Source organism: Paraclostridium sp. MRS3W1, assembly GCF_032465715.1.
Classification (GTDB): domain Bacteria; phylum Bacillota; class Clostridia; order Peptostreptococcales; family Peptostreptococcaceae; genus Paraclostridium; species Paraclostridium dentum.
On sequence record NZ_JAWDJM010000165.1, the window covers coordinates 18,166 to 43,073 of the forward strand.

30 protein-coding genes and 1 other annotated feature are annotated in these 24,908 nt (G+C 34.5%); all 30 genes read left to right on the forward strand.

What is annotated here, in order from left to right:
- Nucleotides 1-20 precede the first annotated feature (20 nt).
- Complete coding sequence (gene sigH, locus RWY47_RS13490; RefSeq protein ID WP_021428164.1) at nt 21-668, forward strand: RNA polymerase sporulation sigma factor SigH; 648 nt, start codon at nt 21-23, stop codon at nt 666-668.
- Nucleotides 669-732: 64 nt separating this feature from the next.
- Complete coding sequence (gene tuf / locus RWY47_RS13495; RefSeq protein ID WP_021428171.1) at nt 733-1,926, forward strand: elongation factor Tu; 1,194 nt, start codon at nt 733-735, stop codon at nt 1,924-1,926.
- Nucleotides 1,927-2,144: 218 nt separating this feature from the next.
- The gene (rpmG, locus tag RWY47_RS13500) at nt 2,145-2,294 is read left to right on the forward strand and encodes a 50S ribosomal protein L33 (RefSeq protein WP_021121979.1); all 150 of its coding nucleotides are present in this window, start codon (nt 2,145-2,147) and stop codon (nt 2,292-2,294) included.
- Nucleotides 2,295-2,319: 25 nt separating this feature from the next.
- On the forward strand, nt 2,320-2,541 hold the full coding sequence (gene secE / locus RWY47_RS13505) for a preprotein translocase subunit SecE (RefSeq protein ID WP_021428169.1): 222 nt from the start codon (nt 2,320-2,322) through the stop codon (nt 2,539-2,541).
- A gap of 15 nt (nt 2,542-2,556) precedes the next feature.
- Nucleotides 2,557-3,102: a transcription termination/antitermination protein NusG gene (gene nusG, locus RWY47_RS13510; protein ID WP_025161504.1), complete on the forward strand. Its 546-nt coding sequence runs from the start codon at nt 2,557-2,559 to the stop codon at nt 3,100-3,102.
- A gap of 29 nt (nt 3,103-3,131) precedes the next feature.
- On the forward strand, nt 3,132-3,557 hold the full coding sequence (gene rplK / locus RWY47_RS13515; RefSeq protein WP_025161505.1) for a 50S ribosomal protein L11: 426 nt from the start codon (nt 3,132-3,134) through the stop codon (nt 3,555-3,557).
- 77 nt (nt 3,558-3,634) lie between these two features.
- Nucleotides 3,635-4,333 (forward strand): 50S ribosomal protein L1, encoded by a 699-nt coding sequence (gene rplA / locus RWY47_RS13520; protein ID WP_025161506.1) that lies wholly within the window; start codon nt 3,635-3,637, stop codon nt 4,331-4,333.
- Between the two features lie 52 nt (nt 4,334-4,385).
- Nucleotides 4,386-4,513: a sequence feature (ribosomal protein L10 leader region), on the forward strand.
- A 37-nt stretch (nt 4,514-4,550) separates the two neighbouring features.
- A complete protein-coding gene (rplJ, locus tag RWY47_RS13525) occupies nt 4,551-5,054 on the forward strand; it encodes a 50S ribosomal protein L10 (protein ID WP_021428184.1) in 504 nt (167 codons plus the stop codon).
- A 76-nt stretch (nt 5,055-5,130) separates the two neighbouring features.
- On the forward strand, nt 5,131-5,493 hold the full coding sequence (gene rplL / locus RWY47_RS13530) for a 50S ribosomal protein L7/L12 (protein WP_021428185.1): 363 nt from the start codon (nt 5,131-5,133) through the stop codon (nt 5,491-5,493).
- A 265-nt stretch (nt 5,494-5,758) separates the two neighbouring features.
- Nucleotides 5,759-9,460: a DNA-directed RNA polymerase subunit beta gene (rpoB, locus tag RWY47_RS13535; protein WP_025161507.1), complete on the forward strand. Its 3,702-nt coding sequence runs from the start codon at nt 5,759-5,761 to the stop codon at nt 9,458-9,460.
- Between the two features lie 43 nt (nt 9,461-9,503).
- Nucleotides 9,504-12,992, forward strand: coding sequence for a DNA-directed RNA polymerase subunit beta' (gene rpoC, locus RWY47_RS13540; RefSeq protein WP_021428190.1), 3,489 nt, complete (start codon nt 9,504-9,506; stop codon nt 12,990-12,992).
- Nucleotides 12,993-13,301: 309 nt separating this feature from the next.
- Nucleotides 13,302-13,724, forward strand: coding sequence for a 30S ribosomal protein S12 (gene rpsL, locus RWY47_RS13545; protein ID WP_021428189.1), 423 nt, complete (start codon nt 13,302-13,304; stop codon nt 13,722-13,724).
- A gap of 120 nt (nt 13,725-13,844) precedes the next feature.
- Nucleotides 13,845-14,315, forward strand: coding sequence for a 30S ribosomal protein S7 (gene rpsG, locus RWY47_RS13550; RefSeq protein WP_150886785.1), 471 nt, complete (start codon nt 13,845-13,847; stop codon nt 14,313-14,315).
- A gap of 56 nt (nt 14,316-14,371) precedes the next feature.
- A complete protein-coding gene (gene fusA, locus RWY47_RS13555; RefSeq protein ID WP_021428187.1) occupies nt 14,372-16,438 on the forward strand; it encodes an elongation factor G in 2,067 nt (688 codons plus the stop codon).
- Nucleotides 16,439-16,536: 98 nt separating this feature from the next.
- On the forward strand, nt 16,537-17,730 hold the full coding sequence (gene tuf / locus RWY47_RS13560; RefSeq protein ID WP_021428171.1) for an elongation factor Tu: 1,194 nt from the start codon (nt 16,537-16,539) through the stop codon (nt 17,728-17,730).
- 391 nt (nt 17,731-18,121) lie between these two features.
- Nucleotides 18,122-18,433, forward strand: a complete 312-nt coding sequence (gene rpsJ, locus RWY47_RS13565) for a 30S ribosomal protein S10 (RefSeq protein WP_021431502.1) — start codon at nt 18,122-18,124, stop codon at nt 18,431-18,433.
- 91 nt (nt 18,434-18,524) lie between these two features.
- Entirely contained in the window at nt 18,525-19,154 is a 630-nt protein-coding gene (gene rplC, locus RWY47_RS13570; protein WP_025162558.1) for a 50S ribosomal protein L3, read from the forward strand.
- Nucleotides 19,155-19,182: 28 nt separating this feature from the next.
- Nucleotides 19,183-19,806, forward strand: a complete 624-nt coding sequence (rplD, locus tag RWY47_RS13575) for a 50S ribosomal protein L4 (RefSeq protein ID WP_021431504.1) — start codon at nt 19,183-19,185, stop codon at nt 19,804-19,806.
- Complete coding sequence (gene rplW / locus RWY47_RS13580; protein ID WP_025162559.1) at nt 19,806-20,096, forward strand: 50S ribosomal protein L23; 291 nt, start codon at nt 19,806-19,808, stop codon at nt 20,094-20,096. Before rplD ends, rplW begins: the two co-directional genes overlap by 1 nt.
- A 31-nt stretch (nt 20,097-20,127) precedes the next feature.
- Nucleotides 20,128-20,958: a 50S ribosomal protein L2 gene (gene rplB, locus RWY47_RS13585; protein WP_025162560.1), complete on the forward strand. Its 831-nt coding sequence runs from the start codon at nt 20,128-20,130 to the stop codon at nt 20,956-20,958.
- Nucleotides 20,959-20,991: 33 nt separating this feature from the next.
- Entirely contained in the window at nt 20,992-21,273 is a 282-nt protein-coding gene (rpsS, locus tag RWY47_RS13590) for a 30S ribosomal protein S19 (RefSeq protein ID WP_021428212.1), read from the forward strand.
- Between the two features lie 33 nt (nt 21,274-21,306).
- Nucleotides 21,307-21,642: a 50S ribosomal protein L22 gene (gene rplV / locus RWY47_RS13595; protein ID WP_021428211.1), complete on the forward strand. Its 336-nt coding sequence runs from the start codon at nt 21,307-21,309 to the stop codon at nt 21,640-21,642.
- Between the two features lie 21 nt (nt 21,643-21,663).
- Nucleotides 21,664-22,464: a 30S ribosomal protein S3 gene (gene rpsC, locus RWY47_RS13600; protein ID WP_021428198.1), complete on the forward strand. Its 801-nt coding sequence runs from the start codon at nt 21,664-21,666 to the stop codon at nt 22,462-22,464.
- 33 nt (nt 22,465-22,497) lie between these two features.
- Nucleotides 22,498-22,929, forward strand: a complete 432-nt coding sequence (gene rplP / locus RWY47_RS13605; RefSeq protein WP_021428207.1) for a 50S ribosomal protein L16 — start codon at nt 22,498-22,500, stop codon at nt 22,927-22,929.
- A gap of 1 nt (nt 22,930) precedes the next feature.
- Nucleotides 22,931-23,134: a 50S ribosomal protein L29 gene (gene rpmC / locus RWY47_RS13610; RefSeq protein WP_021122014.1), complete on the forward strand. Its 204-nt coding sequence runs from the start codon at nt 22,931-22,933 to the stop codon at nt 23,132-23,134.
- Between the two features lie 23 nt (nt 23,135-23,157).
- On the forward strand, nt 23,158-23,412 hold the full coding sequence (gene rpsQ, locus RWY47_RS13615) for a 30S ribosomal protein S17 (protein WP_021428205.1): 255 nt from the start codon (nt 23,158-23,160) through the stop codon (nt 23,410-23,412).
- Nucleotides 23,413-23,437: 25 nt separating this feature from the next.
- Nucleotides 23,438-23,806 (forward strand): 50S ribosomal protein L14, encoded by a 369-nt coding sequence (rplN, locus tag RWY47_RS13620; protein WP_021122016.1) that lies wholly within the window; start codon nt 23,438-23,440, stop codon nt 23,804-23,806.
- Between the two features lie 22 nt (nt 23,807-23,828).
- Complete coding sequence (gene rplX, locus RWY47_RS13625; RefSeq protein WP_021428210.1) at nt 23,829-24,134, forward strand: 50S ribosomal protein L24; 306 nt, start codon at nt 23,829-23,831, stop codon at nt 24,132-24,134.
- A gap of 24 nt (nt 24,135-24,158) precedes the next feature.
- The gene (gene rplE, locus RWY47_RS13630) at nt 24,159-24,701 is read left to right on the forward strand and encodes a 50S ribosomal protein L5 (RefSeq protein WP_021431508.1); all 543 of its coding nucleotides are present in this window, start codon (nt 24,159-24,161) and stop codon (nt 24,699-24,701) included.
- A gap of 17 nt (nt 24,702-24,718) precedes the next feature.
- Nucleotides 24,719-24,904, forward strand: coding sequence for a type Z 30S ribosomal protein S14 (locus RWY47_RS13635; RefSeq protein WP_021127555.1), 186 nt, complete (start codon nt 24,719-24,721; stop codon nt 24,902-24,904).
- The last annotated feature ends 4 nt before the right edge of the window (nt 24,905-24,908 follow it).

The following is a 24,908-nucleotide window of genomic DNA, read 5'->3' on the forward strand; positions in this document are numbered from 1 at the left end:
AAGTAATGGGGGATAGTAAAATGTTAGTAGCTAAAGAAAATAATTTTGGGTTTATAAATAATTCTCAGCAAGATGAATATGAAATAGTATTAAAAGCAAACAAAGGGGACACAATAGCACTGGAGTATATAATTACCAAGTATAAAAACTTTGTTAAATCAAAGGCAAAGTCATACTTTTTAGTAGGCGCGGATAAAGAAGACATAATCCAAGAAGGTATGATAGGACTTTACAAAGCTATAAGAGATTTTGACGGTACTAAAACAAACTCTTTTAAGTGTTTCGCAGAGATATGTATAACAAGGCAAATTATAACAGCAATAAAAACAGCAACAAGACAAAAACATATACCACTTAACTCTTATGTATCTTTGAACAAGCCTATATATGATGAAGAATCAGATAGAACTTTATTAGATATAATAGCAACAAGTATAATTACTGATCCAGAAGAATTAATAATAAGCAAAGAGGAACTTAAAAATATAGAATCAAAGATGAATGAAATTTTAAGTAAGTTGGAGCTAGAAGTTTTAGAATTGTACTTAAATGGCAAGTCTTATCAATACATAGCAGATAAATTGGATAGAGATGTTAAGTCTATTGATAATGCGTTACAAAGAGTGAAGAGAAAATTGGAAAAATATCTTGAAAACAGAAATAATTAATAGTAAAATACTTAGCATAAGCTTAATGTAAGCATTAACAAATATACAAAGGGAGGAATTCAAAATGGCTAAAGCTAAATTTGAAAGAAACAAGCCACATGTTAATATAGGAACAATAGGTCACGTTGACCACGGTAAAACTACATTAACTGCAGCTATAACAAAAACATTATTCGATAGATATCAATTAGGGGAAGCAGTAGATTTCGCTAATATAGATAAAGCTCCAGAAGAAAGAGAAAGAGGAATCACAATATCAACTGCTCACGTTGAATATGAGACTCCAAACAGACATTACGCTCACGTTGACTGCCCAGGACACGCTGACTACGTTAAGAACATGATAACAGGTGCTGCTCAAATGGACGGTGCTATATTAGTTTGTTCTGCAACTGATGGACCAATGCCTCAAACAAGAGAGCATATATTATTATCAAGACAAGTTGGTGTACCATACATAGTAGTATTCTTAAACAAATGTGATATGGTAGACGATGAAGAATTATTAGAGTTAGTTGAAATGGAAGTTAGAGACTTATTAAACGAGTACGAATTCCCAGGAGATGACACTCCAATAGTAAGAGGATCTGCTTTAATGGCATTACAAGATTCTTCTTCAGAGTGGGGAGATAAGATAGTTGAATTATTCGAGCAAATAGACGAATATATACCAGCTCCAGAGAGAGATGTAGATAAAGACTTCTTAATGCCAGTAGAAGACGTATTCTCTATAACAGGTAGAGGAACAGTTGCTACAGGTAGAGTTGAAAGAGGAGTATTAAAGGTTCAAGACGAAGTTGAACTAGTAGGTTTAGCTGAAGAGCCAAGAAAAATGGTAATAACAGGAGTAGAAATGTTCAGAAAGTTATTAGACCAAGCACAAGCTGGAGATAACATAGGAGCATTAATAAGAGGTGTACAAAGAAATGAAATAGAAAGAGGACAAGTTTTAGCTAAGCCAGGAACTGTTAAGCCTCACACTAAGTTCAATGCAGAAGTATACGTATTAAAGAAAGAAGAAGGTGGAAGACATACTCCATTCTTCGATGGATACAGACCTCAATTCTACTTCAGAACAACTGACGTAACAGGAGCTTGTAAGTTACCAGAAGGTGTAGAAATGGTTATGCCTGGAGATAACATCCAAATGAACATAGAGTTAATAAACTCAATAGCAATAGAAGAAGGATTAAGATTCGCAATAAGAGAAGGTGGAAGAACAGTAGCATCAGGTGTTGTTTCTTCTATAATAGAGTAATTCTCTTATCTTAAATATAAGCTTAAAAAACTAAAAAAAAGAGGGGGATATCCTCCTCTTTTTTTAACTTGAAACTAACAAAAACATTGACATGCCTACTAATTTATGATAATTTATATGAGGTGATGATTCAAAAACGATAAATTGAACCTATTATACAGAGTAGGCAATAAAGTTAACAATATATATATTGTATTTACGAGTTGGAGGTGTAGCAGATGAGAGTTAAAGTAACTTTAGCATGTACAGAGTGTAAGCAAAGAAACTACAACACTACTAAAAACAAAAAGAATAACCCAGATAGAATAGAATTACAAAAATATTGTAGATTCTGTAAGAAGCATACTGCTCATAAAGAAACAAAATAGTTTTTATTAAGGATGTGAGTGTGGAATGGCTGCCCAAATAAATGAAAGTCCAAGAACTAAAAAGAAATTTAGTTTCGTTAGATATGTTAAGGAAACTAAAAGTGAATTAAAAAGAGTTACGTGGCCAACAAAGAAAGAGCTTTTAAAAAACACAGGAGTTGTTTTAACTGTTGTTGTTTCGGCTACTATCTTAGTATGGGCTTTAGATAGTGTATTATCTGGTGCACTAAATCTAATACTAAAATAGAAAGGGAGAATCAGAATGTCGGAATTACAAGAGGCTAGATGGTATGTAGTACATACTTATTCAGGTCATGAAAATAAAGTTAAAGCAACAATTGAAAAAGCTGTTAAAACTAGAGGTATGGAAGATTGCATAACTCAAGTAGTTGTCCCTACTGAAGATGTAGTTGAGACTACAAAAACTGGGAAAGAAAAAACTAGACAACGTAAGGTATTTCCAGGGTACGTACTAGTAAAAATGGTTATTACTGATGAATCTTGGTATGTCGTAAGAAATACTAAAGGGGTTACTGGATTTGTAGGACCAGGTTCTAAGCCAGTTCCTTTAAGTGAAGAAGAAGTAATAGCTATGGGCATAGATACAGCTGTTCCTAAATTAGTAAGCGGAGACATAAATTTTGAAATTGGCGAAGTAATAAAGGTTGCTAACGGTCCTTTTGAAGGACAAATAGGAACTATAGAAGAGATAGACCTGGAATCAAAAGAAGTAAAAGTGTGTATAGATGCTTTTGGTAAAAAAACTCTATTTGCAATAGACTACAAAGGCATAGAAAAATATAACTAGAGAATAAATAATCTGAGGAGGTGCGCTCAATGGCTAAAAAAGTTATAGGTCAAATAAAATTACAAATACCTGCAGGGAAAGCTACACCAGCTCCACCAGTTGGACCAGCATTAGGACAACACGGTGTTAACATAATGGGATTCACAAAGGAATTCAATGCTAAAACTGCAGATCAAGCTGGGATGATAATACCAGTTGTTATAACTGTATATCAAGATAGATCTTTCAGTTTCATAACAAAAACTCCTCCAGCTGCAGTATTATTAAAGAAAGCTGCTGGATTAGATACTGCTTCAGGAGAGCCAAATAAGAAGAAGGTTGCTACTTTATCTTCAGCTAAGGTAAGAGAAATAGCTGAGTTAAAAATGCCTGACTTAAACGCTGCTTCAGTAGAATCTGCTATGAGAATGATAGCTGGTACTGCAAGAAGTATGGGTATCGTTGTTGAAGACTAATTAATATTAGATTAGTTATCTTCGCTTGAAAAAGTGGGAGGTAAAAAACCAATATAACCACAAGGAGGACATGAAAAATGGCTAAAAAAGGTAAAAAATACGTAGAAGCTTCAAGTAAAATAGATAAAACTAGATTATATGATGCTTCAGAAGCTTTAGCTTTAGTTGCAGAAGTTGCTACTGCTAAGTTTGATGAGACTGTAGAAGCTCATATAAAGTTAGGTGTTGACTCAAGACACGCTGACCAACAAGTAAGAGGTGCGGTTGTATTACCACACGGAACTGGTAAAACTAAAAGAGTTTTAGTTTTTGCTAAAGGTGCAAAAGCTGAAGAAGCTACAAATGCTGGTGCTGACTTTGTAGGTGCTGAAGAATTAGTACAAAAAATACAAGGTGAAAACTGGTTTGAATTTGATGTAATTGTTGCTACTCCAGACATGATGGGTGTAGTAGGTAGATTAGGTAGAGTATTAGGACCTAAAGGTTTAATGCCAAACCCTAAATCAGGAACAGTTACTTTTGATGTAGCTAAGGCTATAGATGAAATAAAAGCTGGTAAAGTTGAATATAGATTAGATAAAACTAACATAATACACGTTCCAGTAGGAAAAGTATCTTTCGGTGGAGAAAAGTTAACTGAAAACTTTGCTGCATTAATGGATGCTATAGTTAAGGCTAAGCCTGCTGCTGCTAAGGGACAATACTTAAAGAGCGTAGCTGTTACTTCAACTATGGGACCAGGAGTTAAAGTTAACCCTGCTAAAATAGCTGAATAATAAAAGCTTGACATTGATAAATAACGATGTTAAAATAATATTCGTTAATAAATAAAAAAGAATAGATTTGCCGTAGACAGTAGGTGCTTTAAGCTTAATATCCTACCGAGGTTTTAGATAAATTTTGATGCTAAAGCTTTTGTATGTCTATATGATTACAAAAGCTTTTATAAGTTGCGGCAGATAAAACCTATCGGATGAAGGAGGTGCTGACCAGATGAGAAAAGCTATAGAAGTAAAATCACATGTTGTTGCTGAAATAGTTGAGAAGTTACAAAACTCTTCTTCTGCTATAGTTGTTGATTACAAAGGATTAACAGTTGAAGAAGTAACTGAATTAAGAAAGAAAATGAGAGAAGCTGGTGTTGAATACAAAGTATACAAAAACACTTTAGTTAGAAAAGCAGCTAAAGAAGTTGGTATAGAACAATTCAATGACGAATTATTAGTAGGAACAAATGCGATAGCATTCGGATACGAAGATCCAGTTGCTCCAGCTAGAATAATAAAAGAATTTATGGACTCTCATCCAAAAATGGAATTAAAAATGGGTGTAGTTGAAGGAGAATTCTACGGTAAAGAAGATATCGTTGCATTCGCTAACATACCATCAAGAGAAGTACTTCTTGCTAAATTACTTGGAAGCTTAAAAGCTCCAGTATCAAACTTTGCATACTTATTAGATGCAATGATCAAGAAGCAAGAAGGTCAAGAAGCTTAATAATAGCTTAAAACTTAAGAATAAGAAAAAAATAACAATTATTAATTGAAAAGAATATAATTCGGAGGTGCTAACAATGACAATAGAACAAATATTAGAAGCTATAGAAAACATGAAAGTTTTAGAATTAAATGAATTAGTTAAAGCTGCAGAAGAGAAATTCGGAGTATCTGCTTCAGCTCCAGTTATGATGGCTGGTGCTGCTGCTGGTGGAGCTGCTGAAGAGAAAACTGAGTTTGATTTAGTATTAACAAGTGCTGGATCTTCAAAAGTTGGAGTTATAAAAGCTGTTAGAGAAATAACTGGATTAGGATTAAAAGAAGCTAAAGAATTAGTTGACAATGCTCCTAAGACATTAAAAGAAGCAGTTTCTAAAGATGAAGCTGAACAAATGAAAGAAAAGTTAGAAGCTGCTGGAGCTTCAGTAGAAGTTAAGTAGTTTTCTTTTAAAGAAGATGTCCTTTAGGGCATCTTTTTTTTTCCTCAAATACAGAAAATAACAGTATATTTTTTGAAAAAGCGAATTAGAGGATGATTTTTTGAACATAATAGATAATGCATGTTTTATGTCGAACAAAAAAAGCTAATATTATGCATATACATAAAAGTTATATATTGAAAAAAGCTTGCAATTATGTTAGAATTATTAGATGCGTTAGAATAAACTATGGTTTTATTTTTAATTATTGAGAGGTGAAAAGTGAATGCCACATCCTGTCACGATAGGTAAGAGAACTAGAATGAGCTACTCAAAAATAAAAGAGATAGCTGATGTACCAAATCTTATAGAGATACAATGCGATTCCTATGAGTGGTTTTTAAAAGAAGGTTTAAAAGAAGTGTTTGAAGACATTTCACCTATAGAAGATTATACAGGTAATCTTATATTAGAATTTGTTGATTATTCTTTAGACGAGAAACCGAAGTATGACATAGAAGAATGTAAAGAAAGAGATGCAACATATTGTGCACCTCTAAAAGTTAAAGTAAGACTTATAAATAAAGAAACAGGTGAAATAAAAGAACAAGAAGTATTTATGGGTGACTTCCCTTTAATGACAGAAAAGGGAACTTTCATAATAAACGGAGCAGAAAGAGTTATAGTAAGTCAGTTAGTTAGATCTCCTGGAGTTTACTATGCTCAAGAAATGGATAAGTCAGGTAAAAGACTTATATCATCTACTGTTATACCAAATAGAGGTGCATGGTTAGAATATGAAACTGATTCTAATGATGTTATATCTGTAAGAGTTGACAGAACAAGAAAACAACCTGTTACAGTCTTATTAAGAGCATTTGGAATAGGTTCAGATGCAGAAATAATAGAGCTATTAGGCGAAGATGAAAGATTAATGGCTACATTAGAAAAAGATAACACAAAAACTGTTGAAGAAGGTCTTATAGAAATATACAAAAAGTTAAGACCAGGTGAACCTCCAACAGTAGAAAGTGCATCATCATTATTAAATGCGTTATTCTTTGATGCTAAGAGATATGACTTAGCTAAAGTTGGTAGATACAAGTTCAATAAGAAACTTGCATTATGCTATAGAATAATGAATAAAATTTCAGCGAACGATATTATAAATCCAGAAACAGGGGAAGTATTTGTTAAAGCTGAAGAAAAAATATCTTTAGAGGTAGCTGTTGCTATACAAAACTCAGGAATAAATGTTGTTGAGTTATTGACTGAAGATGAAAAAGTTGTAAAAGTTATAGGGAATAACTTTGTAGATATAAAATCACATATAAACTTTGATATAGACGATTTAAAGATAAAAGAAAAAGTTCACTACCCAACTTTAAAAGAGATTTTAGATGAGTATAGTGAAGAAGAAGAAATAAAAGAAGCTATAAAATCTAGAATGAAAGAACTTATACCAAAGCATATATTATTAGATGACATAATTGCTTCTATAAGCTACCAATTTAATATATTCTATGGAATAGGTAATATAGATGATATAGATCATTTAGGAAACAGAAGAATAAGATCAGTTGGTGAATTACTACAAAACCAAGTTAGAATAGGTCTTTCAAGAATGGAAAGAGTTATAAAGGAAAGAATGACGGTTCAAGATATGGAATCTATAACTCCTCAAGCATTAGTAAACATAAGACCTGTTTCAGCTGCAATAAAAGAATTCTTTGGTAGTTCTCAGCTATCACAATTCATGGACCAAACAAACCCATTATCAGAGTTAACTCATAAGAGAAGACTATCAGCACTTGGACCAGGAGGACTTTCAAGAGAAAGAGCTGGATTCGAAGTTCGTGACGTTCACCATTCTCACTACGGAAGAATGTGTCCGATAGAGACTCCAGAGGGACCAAACATCGGTCTTATAAACTCTCTAGGAACATATGCAAAAATAAATGAATTTGGATTTATAGAATCTCCTTATAGAAAATATGATAAGGAGAGCGGAAAAGTTACAGATGAAATACATTACTTAACAGCTGACGAAGAAGACTTATTTATAAGAGCTCAAGCAAATGAGCCTTTAGATGATAATGATGCATTCGTAAACAGCAGAGTTGTATGTAGAACTGTAAATGGTGCCATGGAATTAGTTCCTACTGATAAAGTTGACTACATGGATATATCTCCTAAGCAAGTTGTGTCTATAGCAACAGCTATGATACCATTCTTAGAGAATGATGACGCCAACCGTGCGCTTATGGGATCAAACATGCAACGTCAAGCAGTACCACTAGTAAGAAGAGAAGCACCTATCATAGGTACAGGTGTTGAATATAGAGCTGCTAAAGACTCTGGAGCAGTTGTAGTTGCTAAAAATGCTGGTATAGCAGAAAGAGTAAGTGCAGAAGAGATAATCATAAGAAGAGAAGATGGAAATAAAGATAGATATAAGTTACTTAAGTTTAAACGCTCAAACCAAGGTACTTGTATAAATCAAACTCCTATAATAAATAAAAATGATAAGATAGAAGCTGGAGATGTTATAGCTGACGGACCATCTACTGAGATGGGAGAAGTAGCTTTAGGAAGAAACTGCTTCATAGCATTCATGACATGGGAAGGTTACAACTATGAGGATGCTATCTTAATAAATGAAAGACTTGTAAAAGAAGACAGACTATCTACTATTCATATAGAAGAATATGAATGTGAAGCTAGAGATACTAAATTAGGACCAGAAGAAATAACTAGAGATATACCTAATGTTGGAGAAAGTGCTATAAAGAACTTAGACGAAAGAGGTGTAATCAGAATAGGGGCAGAAGTTGACTCTGGAGATATATTAGTAGGTAAAGTAACTCCTAAAGGAGAAACAGAACTTACTGCAGAGGAAAGATTACTTCGTGCTATATTCGGAGAAAAAGCTAGAGAAGTTAGAGATACTTCATTAAAAGTACCTCATGGAGAATCTGGTATAATAGTTGACGTAAAAGTATTCACAAGAGAAAACGGAGATGATTTATCTCCAGGAGTTAATGAATTAGTTAGATGTTATATAGCTAAGAAGAGAAAAATAAGAGTTGGAGATAAAATGGCTGGACGTCATGGTAACAAAGGGGTTATATCAAGAGTACTACCTGAAGAAGACATGCCGTTCATGGAAAATGGTCAGCCACTTGATATAGTTCTTAACCCACAAGGTATACCATCTCGTATGAACATCGGACAGGTTCTTGAGGTTCATTTAGGTCTTGCTGCTAAAACTTTAGGATGGCATGTAGCTACATCAGTATTTGATGGAGCAAAAGAGCCAGATATAAGAAAAGCATTAGTAGAAGCAGGATATCCAGATGATGGAAAAGTAACTTTATACGATGGTAGAACTGGAGATGTCTTTGACAATAGAATTACAGTTGGATACATGTACATGTTAAAACTACATCACTTAGTTGATGATAAGTTACATGCAAGAAGTACAGGACCATACTCTTTAGTAACTCAACAACCGCTTGGTGGTAAAGCACAATTCGGTGGTCAGAGATTCGGAGAGATGGAGGTTTGGGCATTAGAAGCATATGGTGCTGCTCACATACTTCAAGAAATTCTTACAGTTAAGTCAGATGACGTTGTAGGACGTGTTAGAACTTACGAAGCTATCGTTAAAGGTGAAAATATACCTGAACCAGGTATACCAGAATCATTTAAAGTTTTAATAAAAGAACTTCAAAGTTTATGCTTAGATGTAAAAGTATTAACAGAAGAAGATCAAGAAATCGAAGTAAGAGAGTCTATAGATATAGATGAAGATGCTAAAGAGTTTGAATTAGATGTTATGGAAAACATAAGCGAACTTGAAGAAAACAGCATAGTTGAAGAAATAGATGATCTTGAAACATCAGAAGAAGAAGTAGAAGAATTAGAATTTGAAGAAGACGTAGTTTACGAAGACTTAAATTACGACGATGAAGACTTTGATATATAGTTTCTTATTTTAAGTAAATCTCAAATAGAAGGGAGAGAACTCCTTGTTTGAACTAAACAATTTCGAGTCAATAAAAATAGCATTGGCTTCTCCAGAAAAAATAAGACAATGGTCTAGAGGAGAAGTAAAAAAGCCTGAAACAATAAACTACCGTACACTTAAGCCTGAGAAAGATGGTCTTTTCTGTGAAAGAATATTTGGACCACAAAAGGACTGGGAGTGTCACTGTGGAAAGTACAGAAGAGTTAGATACAAAGGTGTTGTTTGTGATAGATGTGGAGTAGAAGTAACTAAGGCAAAGGTAAGAAGAGAAAGAATGGGACATATAGAGCTAGCAGCTCCTATGTCTCATATCTGGTACTTCAAAGGGATACCAAGTAGAATGGGACTTCTACTTGATATGTCTCCTAGATCATTAGAAAAAATATTATACTTTGCATCATATGTAGTAACTAATCCAGGTGAAACTGGATTAAATGAAAAGCAATTATTAACAGAAAAAGAATACAGAACTGCTGTAGAAAAGTACGGATATAATACTTTCGAAGTAGGAATGGGTGCTGAAGCTGTTAAGAAGCTTTTACAAAATATAGATTTAGAGCAACAAAGTAAAGAATTAAGAGCTGAACTAAAAGATAGTACAGGTCAAAAAAGAGTTAGAACTATAAGAAGATTAGAAGTTGTAGAAGCATTTAAGAAATCTGGGAATAAACCAGAGTGGATGATATTAGATGCTATTCCAGTTATACCACCTGATTTAAGACCAATGGTTCAATTAGATGGAGGAAGATTTGCAACATCTGATTTAAATGACTTATACAGAAGAGTTATAAATAGAAATAACAGATTAAAGAGATTATTAGAGCTTGGAGCTCCAGATATCATTGTAAGAAATGAGAAGAGAATGCTTCAAGAAGCTGTAGATGCTTTAATAGACAATGGTAGAAGAGGTAGACCAGTAACTGGACCAGGAAATAGACCATTAAAATCTTTATCAGATATGCTTAAAGGTAAGCAAGGTCGTTTCCGTCAAAACTTACTTGGTAAGCGTGTTGACTACTCAGGACGTTCTGTTATAGTTGTTGGACCAGAACTTAAATTCTATCAATGTGGTCTTCCTAAGAAGATGGCTCTTGAATTATTCAAGCCATTTGTTATGGATAGATTAGTTAAAGAAGGATATGCACACAACATAAAAAGTGCAAAGTCTATAGTAGAAAAAGTTAAGCCGGAAGTTTGGGACGTATTAGAAGATGTTATAGAAGGACATCCAGTAATGCTTAACCGTGCTCCGACTCTTCATAGATTAGGTATACAAGCGTTTGAACCAGTTTTAGTTGAAGGAAAAGCTATAAAGCTACATCCATTAGTATGTACAGCATACAACGCTGACTTCGATGGTGACCAAATGGCGGTACACGTTCCTTTATCTGTTGAAGCTCAAGCTGAGGCAAGATTCTTAATGTTATCTATAAATAACATACTTGCTCCTAAAGATGGTTCTCCTATAACTACTCCTTCTCAGGATATGGTTCTAGGATGCTACTACTTAACAATAGAAGCTCAAGAAGGTGCTAGAGGTACTGGAATGATCTTCAAAGATTATAATGAAATGATGCTTGCTTATGATAATAAGGCAGTTACACTACACTCATTAGTTAAAGTAAGAAGAACTGTTGAGGGTGTTGGAACTCAATTAGTAGAAGCAACTGTTGGTAGATTTATATTCAATGAAAATATACCTCAAGACTTAGGATTCGTTGATAGAAACGAAGATAAATTTGCTTTAGAAGTAGATTTCTTAGCAGATAAAAAGTCTTTAGGAAAAATAATAGATAAGTGTTTCAGAAAACATGGAAACACAGTAACTGCTGAAATGTTAGACCATATAAAATCTTTAGGATTTAAATATTCTACAAGAGGTGGTATAACTGTTGCTGTTGCAGATATGAAAATACCAGAAGCTAAGAAAGGTTATATAACTGAAGCTGAAGGTAAGGTTGATAAATATGAAAAAGCATATAGAAGAGGTCTTATATCTAACGAGGAAAGATATGAAAGAGTAATAGAAACTTGGACAGAGACTACTGAAAAAGTTACAGATGCTCTTATGGCTAACCTAGATAGATTAAACAACATCTTCATAATGGCTCACTCTGGAGCCAGAGGTTCTAAGAACCAGATAAGACAGTTAGCTGGTATGCGTGGTCTGATGGCCAATGCATCTGGTAAGACAGTTGAAATACCAGTTAAATCTAACTTCCGTGAAGGTTTATCAGTACTTGAATACTTCACATCTTCACATGGAGCTAGAAAGGGTCTTGCCGATACAGCTCTACGTACAGCTGACTCAGGATACTTAACAAGAAGACTTGTTGATGTCAGTCAAGATGTTATTGTTAGAGATGTTGACTGTGGAACAACAGAAGATACAGAAATCTTTGCAATAAAAGATGGAAATGAAGTAATAGAAGAACTATATGATAGAATAGTTGGAAGATATACTATAGATCCTGTAGTTCACCCAGAAACAGGTGAAGTAATCGTTGAAGCTGACGCTATGATACAAGAAGATCAAGCTGAAAAGATTATAGAGGCTGGAATAAAAATAGTTAAGATAAGAACAGTTCTTAATTGTAGAACTAACCATGGAGTATGTTCTAAGTGTTATGGTAGAAACTTAGCTACTGGTAAAGAAGTTAATATAGGAGAAGCTGTTGGTATAATAGCTGCTCAATCAATCGGTGAACCGGGTACTCAGCTTACAATGCGTACATTCCATACAGGTGGGGTTGCCGGAGGAGATATAACACAAGGTCTTCCAAGGGTAGAGGAATTATTTGAAGCTAGAAAGCCAAAAGGTCTTGCTACAATAACTGAAGTATCAGGTAGAGTAGAAATAGATGAAACTGGTAAGAGAAAAGAAGTTACAGTAGTTCCAGAACAAGGTGAAGCACAAGTATATGCTATACCTTATGGTTCAAGATTAAGAGTGAAAAATGGTCAATTTGTAGAAGCTGGAGAAGCTTTAACTCAAGGATCAATAAATCCTCATGATATAGTAAGAGTTAAAGGTATTGAAGGTGTTCAAGACTATGTTGTTAAAGAGGTTCAAAGAGTTTATAGAATGCAAGGGGTTGACATCAACGATAAGCATATAGAAGTAATTGTTAGACAAATGCTATCTAAAGTTAAAGTTGAAGATCCAGGTGATACTGATTTATTACCAGGAGGATATGAAGATGTTCTTACATTCAATAAAACAAATGAAGAAGCTGAAGCTCAAGGCTTAAGACCTGCATCAGCTAAGAGAGTTTTACTTGGTATAACTAAAGCATCTCTTGCAACAGAATCTTTCTTATCAGCTGCATCATTCCAAGAAACTACTAGAGTATTAACAGAAGCTGCTATAAAAGGAAAAGAAGATCACTTAATAGGTCTTAAAGAAAATGTTATAATAGGTAAGTTAATACCAGCAGGAACAGGAATGAAGAGATACAAAAATATAGCAGTTGAAAAAATAGAAGAATAATTTTACTTTGTTATATAAACTAAACATCCTTGACATAAGGTGTCGCTGATGCTAAAATGTAAAGGTATGTGAAGTAAAGATATTAAATATTACTAAGGGCTAAGCTCTTAGTAATATTTTAAATATATTTTATTTTAACTAATAAAAAGCATAATAATATGCACCAAACTAAAGAGCTAAAACCACAAATGTGTGTTATAGACATTTATTGCATTGTAGCAGATTTGCTACATATTATATCAATATGAGGCCATATTGATGTAGTTGGCGGTCATTTAAGATCGAAAAATTTGGAAGGAGGTGCAGATGATGCCAACAATTAACCAATTAGTTCGTAAGAAAAGAAAAGCGATAGAAAAGAAATCTACTGCTCCAGCATTACAAAAAGGATACGATTCTTTACACAAGAAATCAACTGATACTAGTGCTCCACAAAAAAGAGGAGTTTGTACATCAGTTAAAACATTTACTCCTAAGAAGCCTAACTCAGCTTTAAGAAAAGTTGCCAGAGTTAGATTAACTAACGGTATAGAAGTTTCTGCTTATATACCAGGAGAAGGACATAACTTACAAGAGCATAGTGTTGTTCTTATAAGAGGAGGAAGAGTTAAAGACCTTCCAGGGGTTAGATACCACATATTAAGAGGTACATTAGATACAGCTGGTGTTGATAAGAGAATGCAAGCTAGATCTAAGTACGGTGCTAAGAGACCTAAAGCTGCAAAAAAATAAGCAATTAAAAATCAATTATAGTTCGGTGCTTTAAATATATATATATTTATGGCATCACGGCGTTTTATATGATGTCGAGTACCTATGATTTAAGATTAAATAATTAAGGAGGGAAGCAAAATGCCAAGAAAAGGTAATGTTCCAAAAAGAGAAGTTTTACCAGATCCAGTATACGGAAGTAAGGTAGTAACTAAGTTAATAAATAACTTAATGATAGATGGGAAAAAAGGGAAATCTCAAAAGATAGTATATGATGCTTTCGAGATAATCGCTGAAAAAACTGGAGAAAATGCTTTAGAAGTTTTCGAAACAGCTATGGAAAACATAATGCCTGTTTTAGAAGTTAAAGCTAGAAGAGTTGGTGGAGCTAACTACCAAGTTCCAGTTGAGGTTAGACCTGAAAGAAGACAAACTTTAGGATTAAGATGGTTAGTAAACTATACTAGAGCTCGTGGTGAAAAAGGTATGGTTGAAAAGCTAGCTAAAGAAATAATGGATGCTGCTAACAATACAGGAGCTTCTGTTAAGAAGAAAGAAGATACTCATAAAATGGCAGAAGCTAATAAAGCATTTGCTCACTACAGATTCTAATAATAGGATATATTTGATATCCTTTTATTAGATAGGATGTCGTAAGGAGGAGAATCATGGCTAGAAAGTTTCCTTTAGAAAGAACTAGAAATATAGGAATCATGGCTCATATAGATGCTGGAAAAACTACTACTACAGAAAGAATCCTATTCTATACAGGGCAAACTCATAAAATAGGAGAAACTCACGAAGGAGCTTCTCAAATGGACTGGATGGAGCAAGAGAAGGAGAGAGGTATAACAATAACTTCTGCTGCTACTACTGCTGCATGGAAAGACCATAGAATAAACATAATAGATACACCAGGTCACGTCGACTTTACAGTTGAGGTTGAAAGATCTCTAAGAGTTCTTGACGGATCAGTTGCTGTATTCTGTGCTAAGGGTGGGGTTGAGCCTCAATCTGAGAACGTATGGAGACAAGCTGATAACTACGGTGTACCTAGAATAGCATTCGTAAATAAAATGGACATCATGGGTGCAGATTTCTACAATGTTGTACAAATGATGAAAGACAGATTAAGTGCAAATGCTGTACCAATGCAATTACCAATAGGTAAGGAAGATTGGTTAGAAGGTGAAGTTGACTTATTAGAAATGAAAGCTCATATCTATAAAGATGACTTAGGTGTTGAAATAGAAATAACTGAAATACCAGAAGATATGAAAGAATTAGCTCAAGAGTGGAGAGAAAAAATGGTTGAAGCAGTAGCTGAAACTGACGAAGAGTTAATGATGAAATATCTTGAAGGTGAAGAGCCAACTATAGAAGAATTAAAAGCTGCTATAAGAAAGGCTACAATAGCTTGTGAACTTAACCCAGTATTCTGTGGATCTGCTTACAAGAACAAAGGTGTTCAGTTATTATTAGATGCTGTTATAGACTACTTACCAGCTCCAACTGATATAGCTTCTATAAAAGGTATATTAGAAGATGGAGAGGAAGCAGAAAGACATTCATCTGATGAAGAACCATTCTCAGCTTTAGCATTCAAAATAATGACTGACCCATTCGTTGGGAAGTTAGCATTCTTCAGAGTTTACTCAGGAACACTAGAAAGTGGTTCTTATATCCTGAATGCTACTAAAGGTAAGAGAGAAAGAATAGGACGTATACTACAAATGCATGCCAATACTAGAGAAGAAATATCTATAGTATATGCAGGGGATATAGCTGCAGCAGTAGGATTAAAAGATACTACTACTGGAGATACTTTATGTGATCCAGCTAACCCAATAATACTTGAATCTATGGAATTCCCTGAGCCAGTTATAGATGTTGCTATAGAGCCTAAATCAAAAGCTGCTCAAGAAAAGATGGGTGTTGCTCTTCAAAAGTTAGCTGAAGAGGATCCAACTTTCAGAGTTAGAACTGATGAAGAAACTGGACAAACTATAATCGGTGGTATGGGTGAATTACACTTAGAGATAATAGTAGATAGATTATTAAGAGAATTTAAAGTTGAAGCTAACGTTGGTGCTCCACAAGTTGCTTACAGAGAAACTATAACTCAACCAGTTGATGTTGAGTACAAGTACTCTAAGCAATCAGGTGGTAGAGGACAATATGGTCACGTTAAGATCAGAGTTAATCCTCAAGAACCAGGTGAAGGATATAAATTTGAAAACAAAACTGTTGGTGGATCTGTACCGAAAGAGTACGTTGGACCAACAGATGCAGGTATACAAGGAGCTATGGCTTCAGGTATAGTTGCTGGATACCCAGTTGTTGACGTTGCTGTTGAGTTATACGATGGATCATACCATGAGGTTGACTCTTCAGAAATGGCATTCAAGATGGCAGGATCAATGGCTATGAAGGACGCTCTTAAGAGAGGAAACTCTGTATTACTTGAGCCATACTTCAAAGTTGAAGTTGTTACTCCAGAAGAATACATGGGAGACGTTATGGGTGGATTAAACTCTAAGAGAGGTTTAATACAAGGTATGGAAGCTAGATCTGGTGCACAAGTTATAAATGCATTCGTTCCACTTTCAGAAATGTTTGGATACTCTACAGAGTTAAGATCTTCTACTCAAGGTCGTGCAACATATACTATGATATTCGACCATTATGAGCAAGTTCCAGCTTCAGTTGCTAAGAAAATAGCTGAAGGTAAATAATTAATTAATTTAATTAATTTTGTATATAATAAATAAGTAAGGCGAGGGAATCCTCGTCTTACAAAAAATAAAACCAATATTAAAGGGAGGAATTCAAAATGGCTAAAGCTAAATTTGAAAGAAACAAGCCACACGTTAATATAGGAACAATAGGTCACGTTGACCACGGTAAAACTACATTAACTGCAGCTATAACAAAAACATTATTCGATAGATATCAATTAGGAGAAGCAGTAGACTTCGCTAATATAGATAAAGCTCCAGAAGAAAGAGAAAGAGGAATCACAATATCAACTGCTCACGTTGAATATGAGACTCCAAACAGACATTACGCTCACGTTGACTGCCCAGGACACGCTGACTACGTTAAGAACATGATAACAGGTGCTGCTCAAATGGACGGTGCTATATTAGTTTGTTCTGCAACTGATGGACCAATGCCTCAAACAAGAGAGCATATATTATTATCAAGACAAGTTGGTGTACCATACATAGTAGTATTCTTAAACAAATGTGATATGGTAGACGATGAAGAATTATTAGAGTTAGTTGAAATGGAAGTTAGAGACTTATTAAACGAGTACGAATTCCCAGGAGATGACACTCCAATAGTAAGAGGATCTGCTTTAATGGCATTACAAGATTCTTCTTCAGAGTGGGGAGATAAGATAGTTGAATTATTCGAGCAAATAGACGAATATATACCAGCTCCAGAGAGAGATGTAGATAAAGACTTCTTAATGCCAGTAGAAGACGTATTCTCTATAACAGGTAGAGGAACAGTTGCTACAGGTAGAGTTGAAAGAGGAGTATTAAAGGTTCAAGACGAAGTTGAACTAGTAGGTTTAGCTGAAGAGCCAAGAAAAATGGTAATAACAGGAGTAGAAATGTTCAGAAAGTTATTAGACCAAGCACAAGCTGGAGATAACATAGGAGCATTAATAAGAGGTGTACAAAGAAATGAAATAGAAAGAGGACAAGTTTTAGCTAAGCCAGGAACTGTTAAGCCTCACACTAAGTTCAATGCAGAAGTATACGTATTAAAGAAAGAAGAAGGTGGAAGACATACTCCATTCTTCGATGGATACAGACCTCAATTCTACTTCAGAACAACTGACGTAACAGGAGCTTGTAAGTTACCAGAAGGTGTAGAAATGGTTATGCCTGGAGATAACATCCAAATGAACATAGAGTTAATAAACTCAATAGCAATAGAAGAAGGATTAAGATTCGCAATAAGAGAAGGTGGAAGAACAGTAGCATCAGGTGTTGTTTCTTCTATAATAGAGTAATCTATTATCCACTGTATATATAAAAGGAAGATGTTTAACATCTTCCTTTTTTTATTGGATTATTTAAAAATAAAAAACATTGACAAAATTGTTGAAAGAATATATACTATCTTAGTACCCGTTAAGATTCTCAACACAAAATTTGTAGTAAGTTTTACATACAAAAAATATTTTGTAAAATTATAAAAAAAACTTGAAAAAAAGTAAAAAATAATATAAAATATAATAGTGTGCTTGAGAGATGCGAAATGAAAGACAAGTAAAGTAATATCCTAGAGATAGGCGACGAGATGCCGGTTTTTAAAAAAACACAACACACCCGGAACTGTGTATCGGTATCAGTCGTGCGTAACCAAAAAAATTAAACGTACGATAAAGGAGGGAAACTAAAATGGCTAACAATGGAAAAATAAGAATAAGATTAAAGTCATATGATCACAAATTATTAGATTTTTCAGCTGCTAAAATAGTTGAAACTGCTAAAAAAGCTGGATCACAAGTTTCAGGACCTGTGCCACTACCAACTGAAAAGCAAGTTGTAACTATATTAAGAGCTGTACACAAGTATAAGGACTCTAGAGAGCAATTCGAAATGAGAACTCATAAGAGATTAATAGACATAGCAAACCCAACACCTAAGACAGTTGACTCATTAATGAAGTTAGACTTACCAGCTGGTGTTGATATAGAAATAAAGTTATAAGATAAGCCTCTAAGATACGATCCTATAAGGCAACTATCTTAGAATGATTATGAGAAATCATAATCCGCTGTAAGATTATAGGAGGTGCGATATGAAAGGAATATTAGGAAAAAAGTTAGGAATGACTCAAATATTCACTGAAGCAGGGAATGTAGTACCTGTAACTGTTGTTGAAGCAGGACCAGTAGTGGTTACTCAAATAAAAACAACAGAAAAAGAAGGATACAATGCAGTTCAAGTAGGTTTTGTAGATGCTAAAGAGAAATCTTTAAACAAGCCTCAAAAAGGACATCTTGCTGCTGCTAACGTATTAAAGAAACACTTAAAAGAATTCAGAATGGATTCAGTAGAAGAGTTCACAGTAGGACAAGAAATGAAAGCTGATATATTTGCAGCTGGAGAAATGATAGATGTTACTGGAACAAGTAAAGGTAAGGGATTCCAAGGTCCAATAAAGAGACATGGTCAATCAAGAGGTCCTGAATCTCACGGTTCTAGATACCACAGAAGACCAGGTTCGATGGGAGCATGTTCTTTCCCAGGTAGAGTTTTCAAAAACAAAAAACTTGCTGGTCACATGGGTAGCGTTACAGTAACTGTTCAAAACTTAGAAGTAGTTAGAGTAGATGCTGATAAGAACCTTATATTAGTTAAGGGTGCTATACCAGGAGCTAAAGGTTCAGTAGTAACTATAAAAGAAGCAGTAAAGGCTTCTAAATAATAACTAACCTAAGAAAGGAGGAAGCACAATGCCAAAATTAAATATATTAAATGTTAATGGACAAAATGTTGGAGAAATCGAATTAGCAGAAGCTATATTCGGTGTTGAAGTTAACGAGCACGTATTATACGAAGTAGTTAAAAATCAATTAGCAAACAAGAGACAAGGTACTCAATCTGCTAAAACTAGAGCAGAAGTTAGAGGTGGCGGAAGAAAACCTTGGAAACAAAAAGGAACTGGTAGAGCTAGACAAGGTTCTATAAGAGCTGTACAATGGGTTGGTGGAGGAGTTGCTTTTGCACCTAAGCCAAGAGATTACAGTTACACTTTACCAAAGAAAGTTAGAAGATTAGCTATAAAATCAGCTTTATCATCTAAAGTTCAAAACAACGAAATAATAGTTTTAGATGCTTTAAATATGGAAGCTCCAAAAACTAAAGAATTCGTTCAAATATTAAAGAACATAAATGCTTCTAAGAAAGCTTTAGTAGTAACAGCTGAAAAGAACGAGAACGTTGTAAAATCAGCTAGAAACATAGAAGGTGTTCAAGCTGCTACAGTTAATACTATAAACGTTTATGACATATTAAAGTACGATACTTTCGTAATAACTACAGACGCAGTTAAGAAAGTGGAGGAGGTGTACGCATAATGACTAATCCACATGATATAATAATGAAACCAGTTGTAACTGAACAAAGTATGACTGAAATGGTTGAGAAGAAATATACTTTTGTTGTTGCTAAAAGCGCAAACAAAACTGAAATAAAGAAAGCTGTAGAAAGCATATTCGGAGTTAAAGTTGATAAAGTAAATACTTTAAACTACGATGGAAAAGTTAAGAGAATGGGTAGAAACGAAGGAAGAACTGCAAGTTTCAAGAAAGCAGTAGTTAAGTTAGCTGCTGATAGTAAAGAAATAGAATTCTTCCAAGGTATGTAATTAACCTTAATAAACAAAGGAGGGAAAACAGATGGCTATAAAAAAGTTTAGACCAACTTCTCCTGCCTTAAGACAAATGACAGTTTTAGTTTCTGATGAAATAACTTGTAATGAACCAGAAAGATCTCTTTTAGTTTCATTAAAAAAGAATTCTGGAAGAAACGTACATGGTAAAATAACTGTTCGTCACAGAGGTGGAGGAAACAGAAGAAAATATAGAATAATAGATTTCAAGAGAAATAAAGATGGAATACCTGCTAAGGTTGCTACTGTTGAGTATGATCCAAATAGAACTGCTAACATAGCATTATTAAACTATGCTGACGGTGAAAAAAGATATATACTAGCTCCAGTTGGAATACAAGTTGGAGATACTATATTATCAGGACCAGAAGCTGATATAAAGCCAGGTAACGCAATGGCATTAAAAGATATGCCAGTTGGTACAGTAGTACACAACGTTGAATTAAAGCCAGGAAAAGGAGCTCAGTTAGTTAGATCTGCTGGAGCATCTGCTCAATTAATGGCTAAAGAAGGAAAAACTGCATTACTAAGATTACCATCAGGTGAAATGAGATTAGTAAGCATAAATTGTAAAGCTACAATAGGACAAGTTGGAAACTTAGAACACGGTAACGTTGTTATAGGTAAAGCTGGTAGAAAAAGACATATGGGTATAAGACCTACAGTTAGAGGTTCTGTAATGAACCCTTGTGACCATCCACACGGTGGAGGGGAAGGTAGATCTCCAATAGGTAGAGCTAATCCAGTTACTCCTTGGGGTAAACCAGCACTTGGATATAAAACTAGAAAGAAAAATAAAGCTTCTGATAAGTTAATCGTATCAAGAAGAACTAAGTAATAGATTTATTTTTGCTCGAAAGGAGGAAATAAAATGTCAAGATCAACTAAAAAAGGACCTTTTATACATGCAAGACTTTTAAAGAAGATAGAAGATATGAATGCTTCTGGAAATAGAGAAGTTATAAAGACTTGGTCAAGATCTTCAACTATATTCCCACAAATGGTTGAACATACAATAGCTGTACATGATGGAAGAAAACATGTGCCAGTTTATATAACTGAAGATATGGTTGGACACAAGTTAGGTGAATTCGTTCCTACAAGAACTTTCAAAGGGCACAAGGACGACGAAAAATCTAATAAGAGAAGATAATTAAAGATCTAACTAAGGAAGGAGGAAATTGTAATGGAAGCAAAAGCTACTGCAAAATACGTACGTGTATCACCTAGAAAAGCAGGTCAAATATGCGGCCTTGTTAGAGGAAAAAATGTTGATGAAGCTTTAGCAATATTAAAGTATACTCCAAGAGGAGCTGCTTCAATAATAGCTAAGGTTGTAAAATCAGCGAAAGCTAATGCAGAAAACAATCACGAGATGGATGTTGAAAATTTATATATAGCTTCAATAGTTGCTAATCAAGGACCAACTATGAAGAGATTCATGCCTAGAGCTATGGGTCGTGCAACTATGATAAGAAAGAGAACTTCTCACATAGAGGTTGTTCTTAAAGAGAAAAAATAATAATAGATAGGAGGGAAACACATGGGTCAAAAGGTTAATCCACACGGTTTAAGAGTCGGTGTTATAAAGGACTGGGACTCAAGATGGTTCGCAACTGATAAAAAAGAGTTCGGAAACTTATTATTAGAAGACCATAATATACGTAAATTCTTAAAGAATAAATTATACTCAGCTGGTGTTGCTAAGATAGAAATAGAAAGATCAGCAAACAAATTAAAGCTAGACTTACACGTTGCTAAGCCAGGTGTAGTTATAGGTAAAGGTGGAGCTGGAATAGAAGCTCTTAAAGCTGAGTTAGAAAAAATGACTAAGAAAAATGTTATAGTTAACATAGTAGAAGTTAGAAACCCTGATAAAGAAGCTCAATTAGTAGCTGAAAATATAGCTTTAGCTATAGAAAGAAGGGTTGCTTTCAGAAGAGCTATGAAGCAAGCAATACAAAGAGCTATGAAATCAGGAGTTAAAGGTATAAAAGTATCTGCTTCTGGTAGACTTGGTGGAGCTGAAATGGCTAGAACTGAAGGATACAGCGAAGGAAATGTACCTCTTCAAACAATAAGATCTGACATAGAGTACGGATTTGCTGAAGCAAACACTACTTATGGAAAGACTGGTATCAAAGTTTGGATATGCAACGGAGAAGTTTTACCAACTAGAAACGGTGTAAACCCAAGAGAAGATAGAAGAGATAACAATAGAAGAGATAGAAGAGACAACAGAAGAAACGATAGAAGAAACGACAGAAGAAATGATAGATCTAACAACAATAGATCAAACAACAGAGGACCAAGACCTCAAAGAACTGAGAATAAACAAGCTTAATAGAAGCACAGTTAAGGAAGGAGGAAAATACTCATGTTAATGCCAAAAAGAGTAAAACGTCGTAGAGTACACAGAGGTAGCTTAGCTGGAAAGGCTCATAAAGGTAACAAAGTTACTTATGGAGAGTTCGGTTTAGTTGCTTTAGAGCCATCTTGGATAACTTCTAACCAAATAGAAGCTGCCAGAATAGCTATGACTAGATATATAAAAAGAGGGGGAAAAGTTTGGATAAAGATATTCCCTCACAAACCAGTAACAAGAAAACCTGCAGAAACTCGTATGGGTGCTGGTAAAGGTTCACCAGAATACTGGGTAGCAGTAGTTAAACCAGGAAGAGTTATGTTCGAATTAGCAGGTGTTTCAGAAGATAAAGCTAGAGAAGCAATGAGACTTGCTATGCATAAACTTCCAGTTAAATGTAAGTTTGTGAAACGTGAAGATTTAGAAGTAGAGGGTGGTGAATAGGATGAAAGCTAAAGAACTAAGAGATTTAACAAGCGAAGAGTTAATGAACAAGTTAAATGGTTTTAAAAGTGAATTATTTAGCTTAAGATTCCAATTAGCTACTGGTCAATTAGAAAACACAGCAAGAATCAAGTTCGTTAAGAAAGATATAGCTAGAGTTAAAACTATACTTGCTGAAAGAAAGTTAAACGAAACTAGAGCTTAATTTTGGAAAGGAGGCTGTCAAACATGGAAAGAGGAAGAAGAAAAGTAAGAGTAGGCCGTGTTGTTAGTAATAAAATGGAAAAAACAATAGTTGTTGCTGTTGAAGATTTCGTACGTCATCCATTATATAACAAGCCAGTTAAGAGAACTAAGAAATTTAAGGCTCACGATGAAAACAACGTATGTAGCATCGGAGATAGAGTAAGAATAATGGAAACTAGACCTTTATCTAAAGACAAGAGATTCAGACTAGTTGACGTTATAGAGAAAGTTAAGTAGTTTGTAGAGAAGGAGGGATTACGATATGATACAACAAGAATCACGTCTAAGAGTTGCTGATAACTCAGGAGCTAAAGAACTTTTAACTATCCGTGTATTAGGCGGAAGTAAAAGAAGATATGGTAACATAGGTGACGTTATAGTTGCAACTGTTAAAAGTGCAACACCAGGTGGAGTTGTAAAAAAAGGTAAAGTAGTTAAAGCTGTTATAGTAAGAACTAAGCAAGGCGTAAGACGTAAAGATGGTAGTTATATATCATTCGACGAGAATGCTGCAGTTATCATAAAAGATGATAAAACTCCAGTAGGAACTCGTATATTCGGGCCTGTTGCTAGAGAGTTAAGAGACAACGACTTTATGAAGATAGTATCTCTTGCTCCAGAAGTACTATAATAAGGAGGTGCAATAGGACATGATGCGTGTTAAAAAAGGTGACACTGTTGTAGTTATAGCAGGAAAAGATAAAGGTAAAAAAGGTACAGTTGCTAAGGTTTTCACTAAAACTAATAAAGTATTAGTTGAAGGTGTTAACGTTATAACTAAACACCAAAAGCCAACTGCTGTTAACCCACAAGGTGGAATAATAAATAAAGAAGCCCCAATACACATATCTAACGTAATGCCAGTAGATCCTGAAACAGGAAAAGGTACTAGAGTTAGAGTTGAAGTTAAAGATGGGCAAAAAGTTAGAGTATCAGTAAAGAGCGGAAAAGAATTATAATAAGCTTGAAAGGAGGGACCACAAATGACTTCTAGATTACAAGAAAAATATGTTAAAGAAGTTGCTCCAGCTTTAATGGAGAAATTTGGATACAAAAATGTTATGGAAATACCTAAGTTAGAGAAAATAGTAATAAACATGGGTATAGGTGATGCAAGAGAAAATCCAAAAGGATTAGAAGCTGCAGTTGCAGAATTAGAAATGATATCTGGACAAAAGCCAGTTATAACAAAGGCTAGAAAATCAGTAGCTAACTTCAAATTAAGAGAAGGAATGCCTGTTGGAACTAAAGTTACTTTAAGAGCTGACAAGATGTTCTACTTCATGGACAAGTTAGTAAACATTTCTTTACCAAGAGTTAGGGACTTCAGAGGAGTTAATGCTAATGCATTCGATGGAAGAGGAAACTACGCTTTAGGATTAAAAGAGCAATTTATATTCCCTGAAATAGAGTACGACAAGGTTGACAAAGTAAGAGGAATGGATGTAATATTCGTAACTACAGCTAAAACTGATGAAGAAGCTAGTGAGTTATTAAGATTATTAGGAATGCCATATTCTAAGTAAATAAAGGAGGGATTCCAGTGGCTAGAAAAGCGATGGTTGTAAAACAACAAAAAAAGCAAAAGTACGCAACTAGAGAGTACACTAGATGTACAATATGTGGTAGACCACACTCTGTGCTAAGAAAATTCGGTATATGCCGTATATGCTTTAGAGAATTAGCTTATAAAGGTCAAATACCTGGTGTAAGAAAAGCAAGTTGGTAAGACT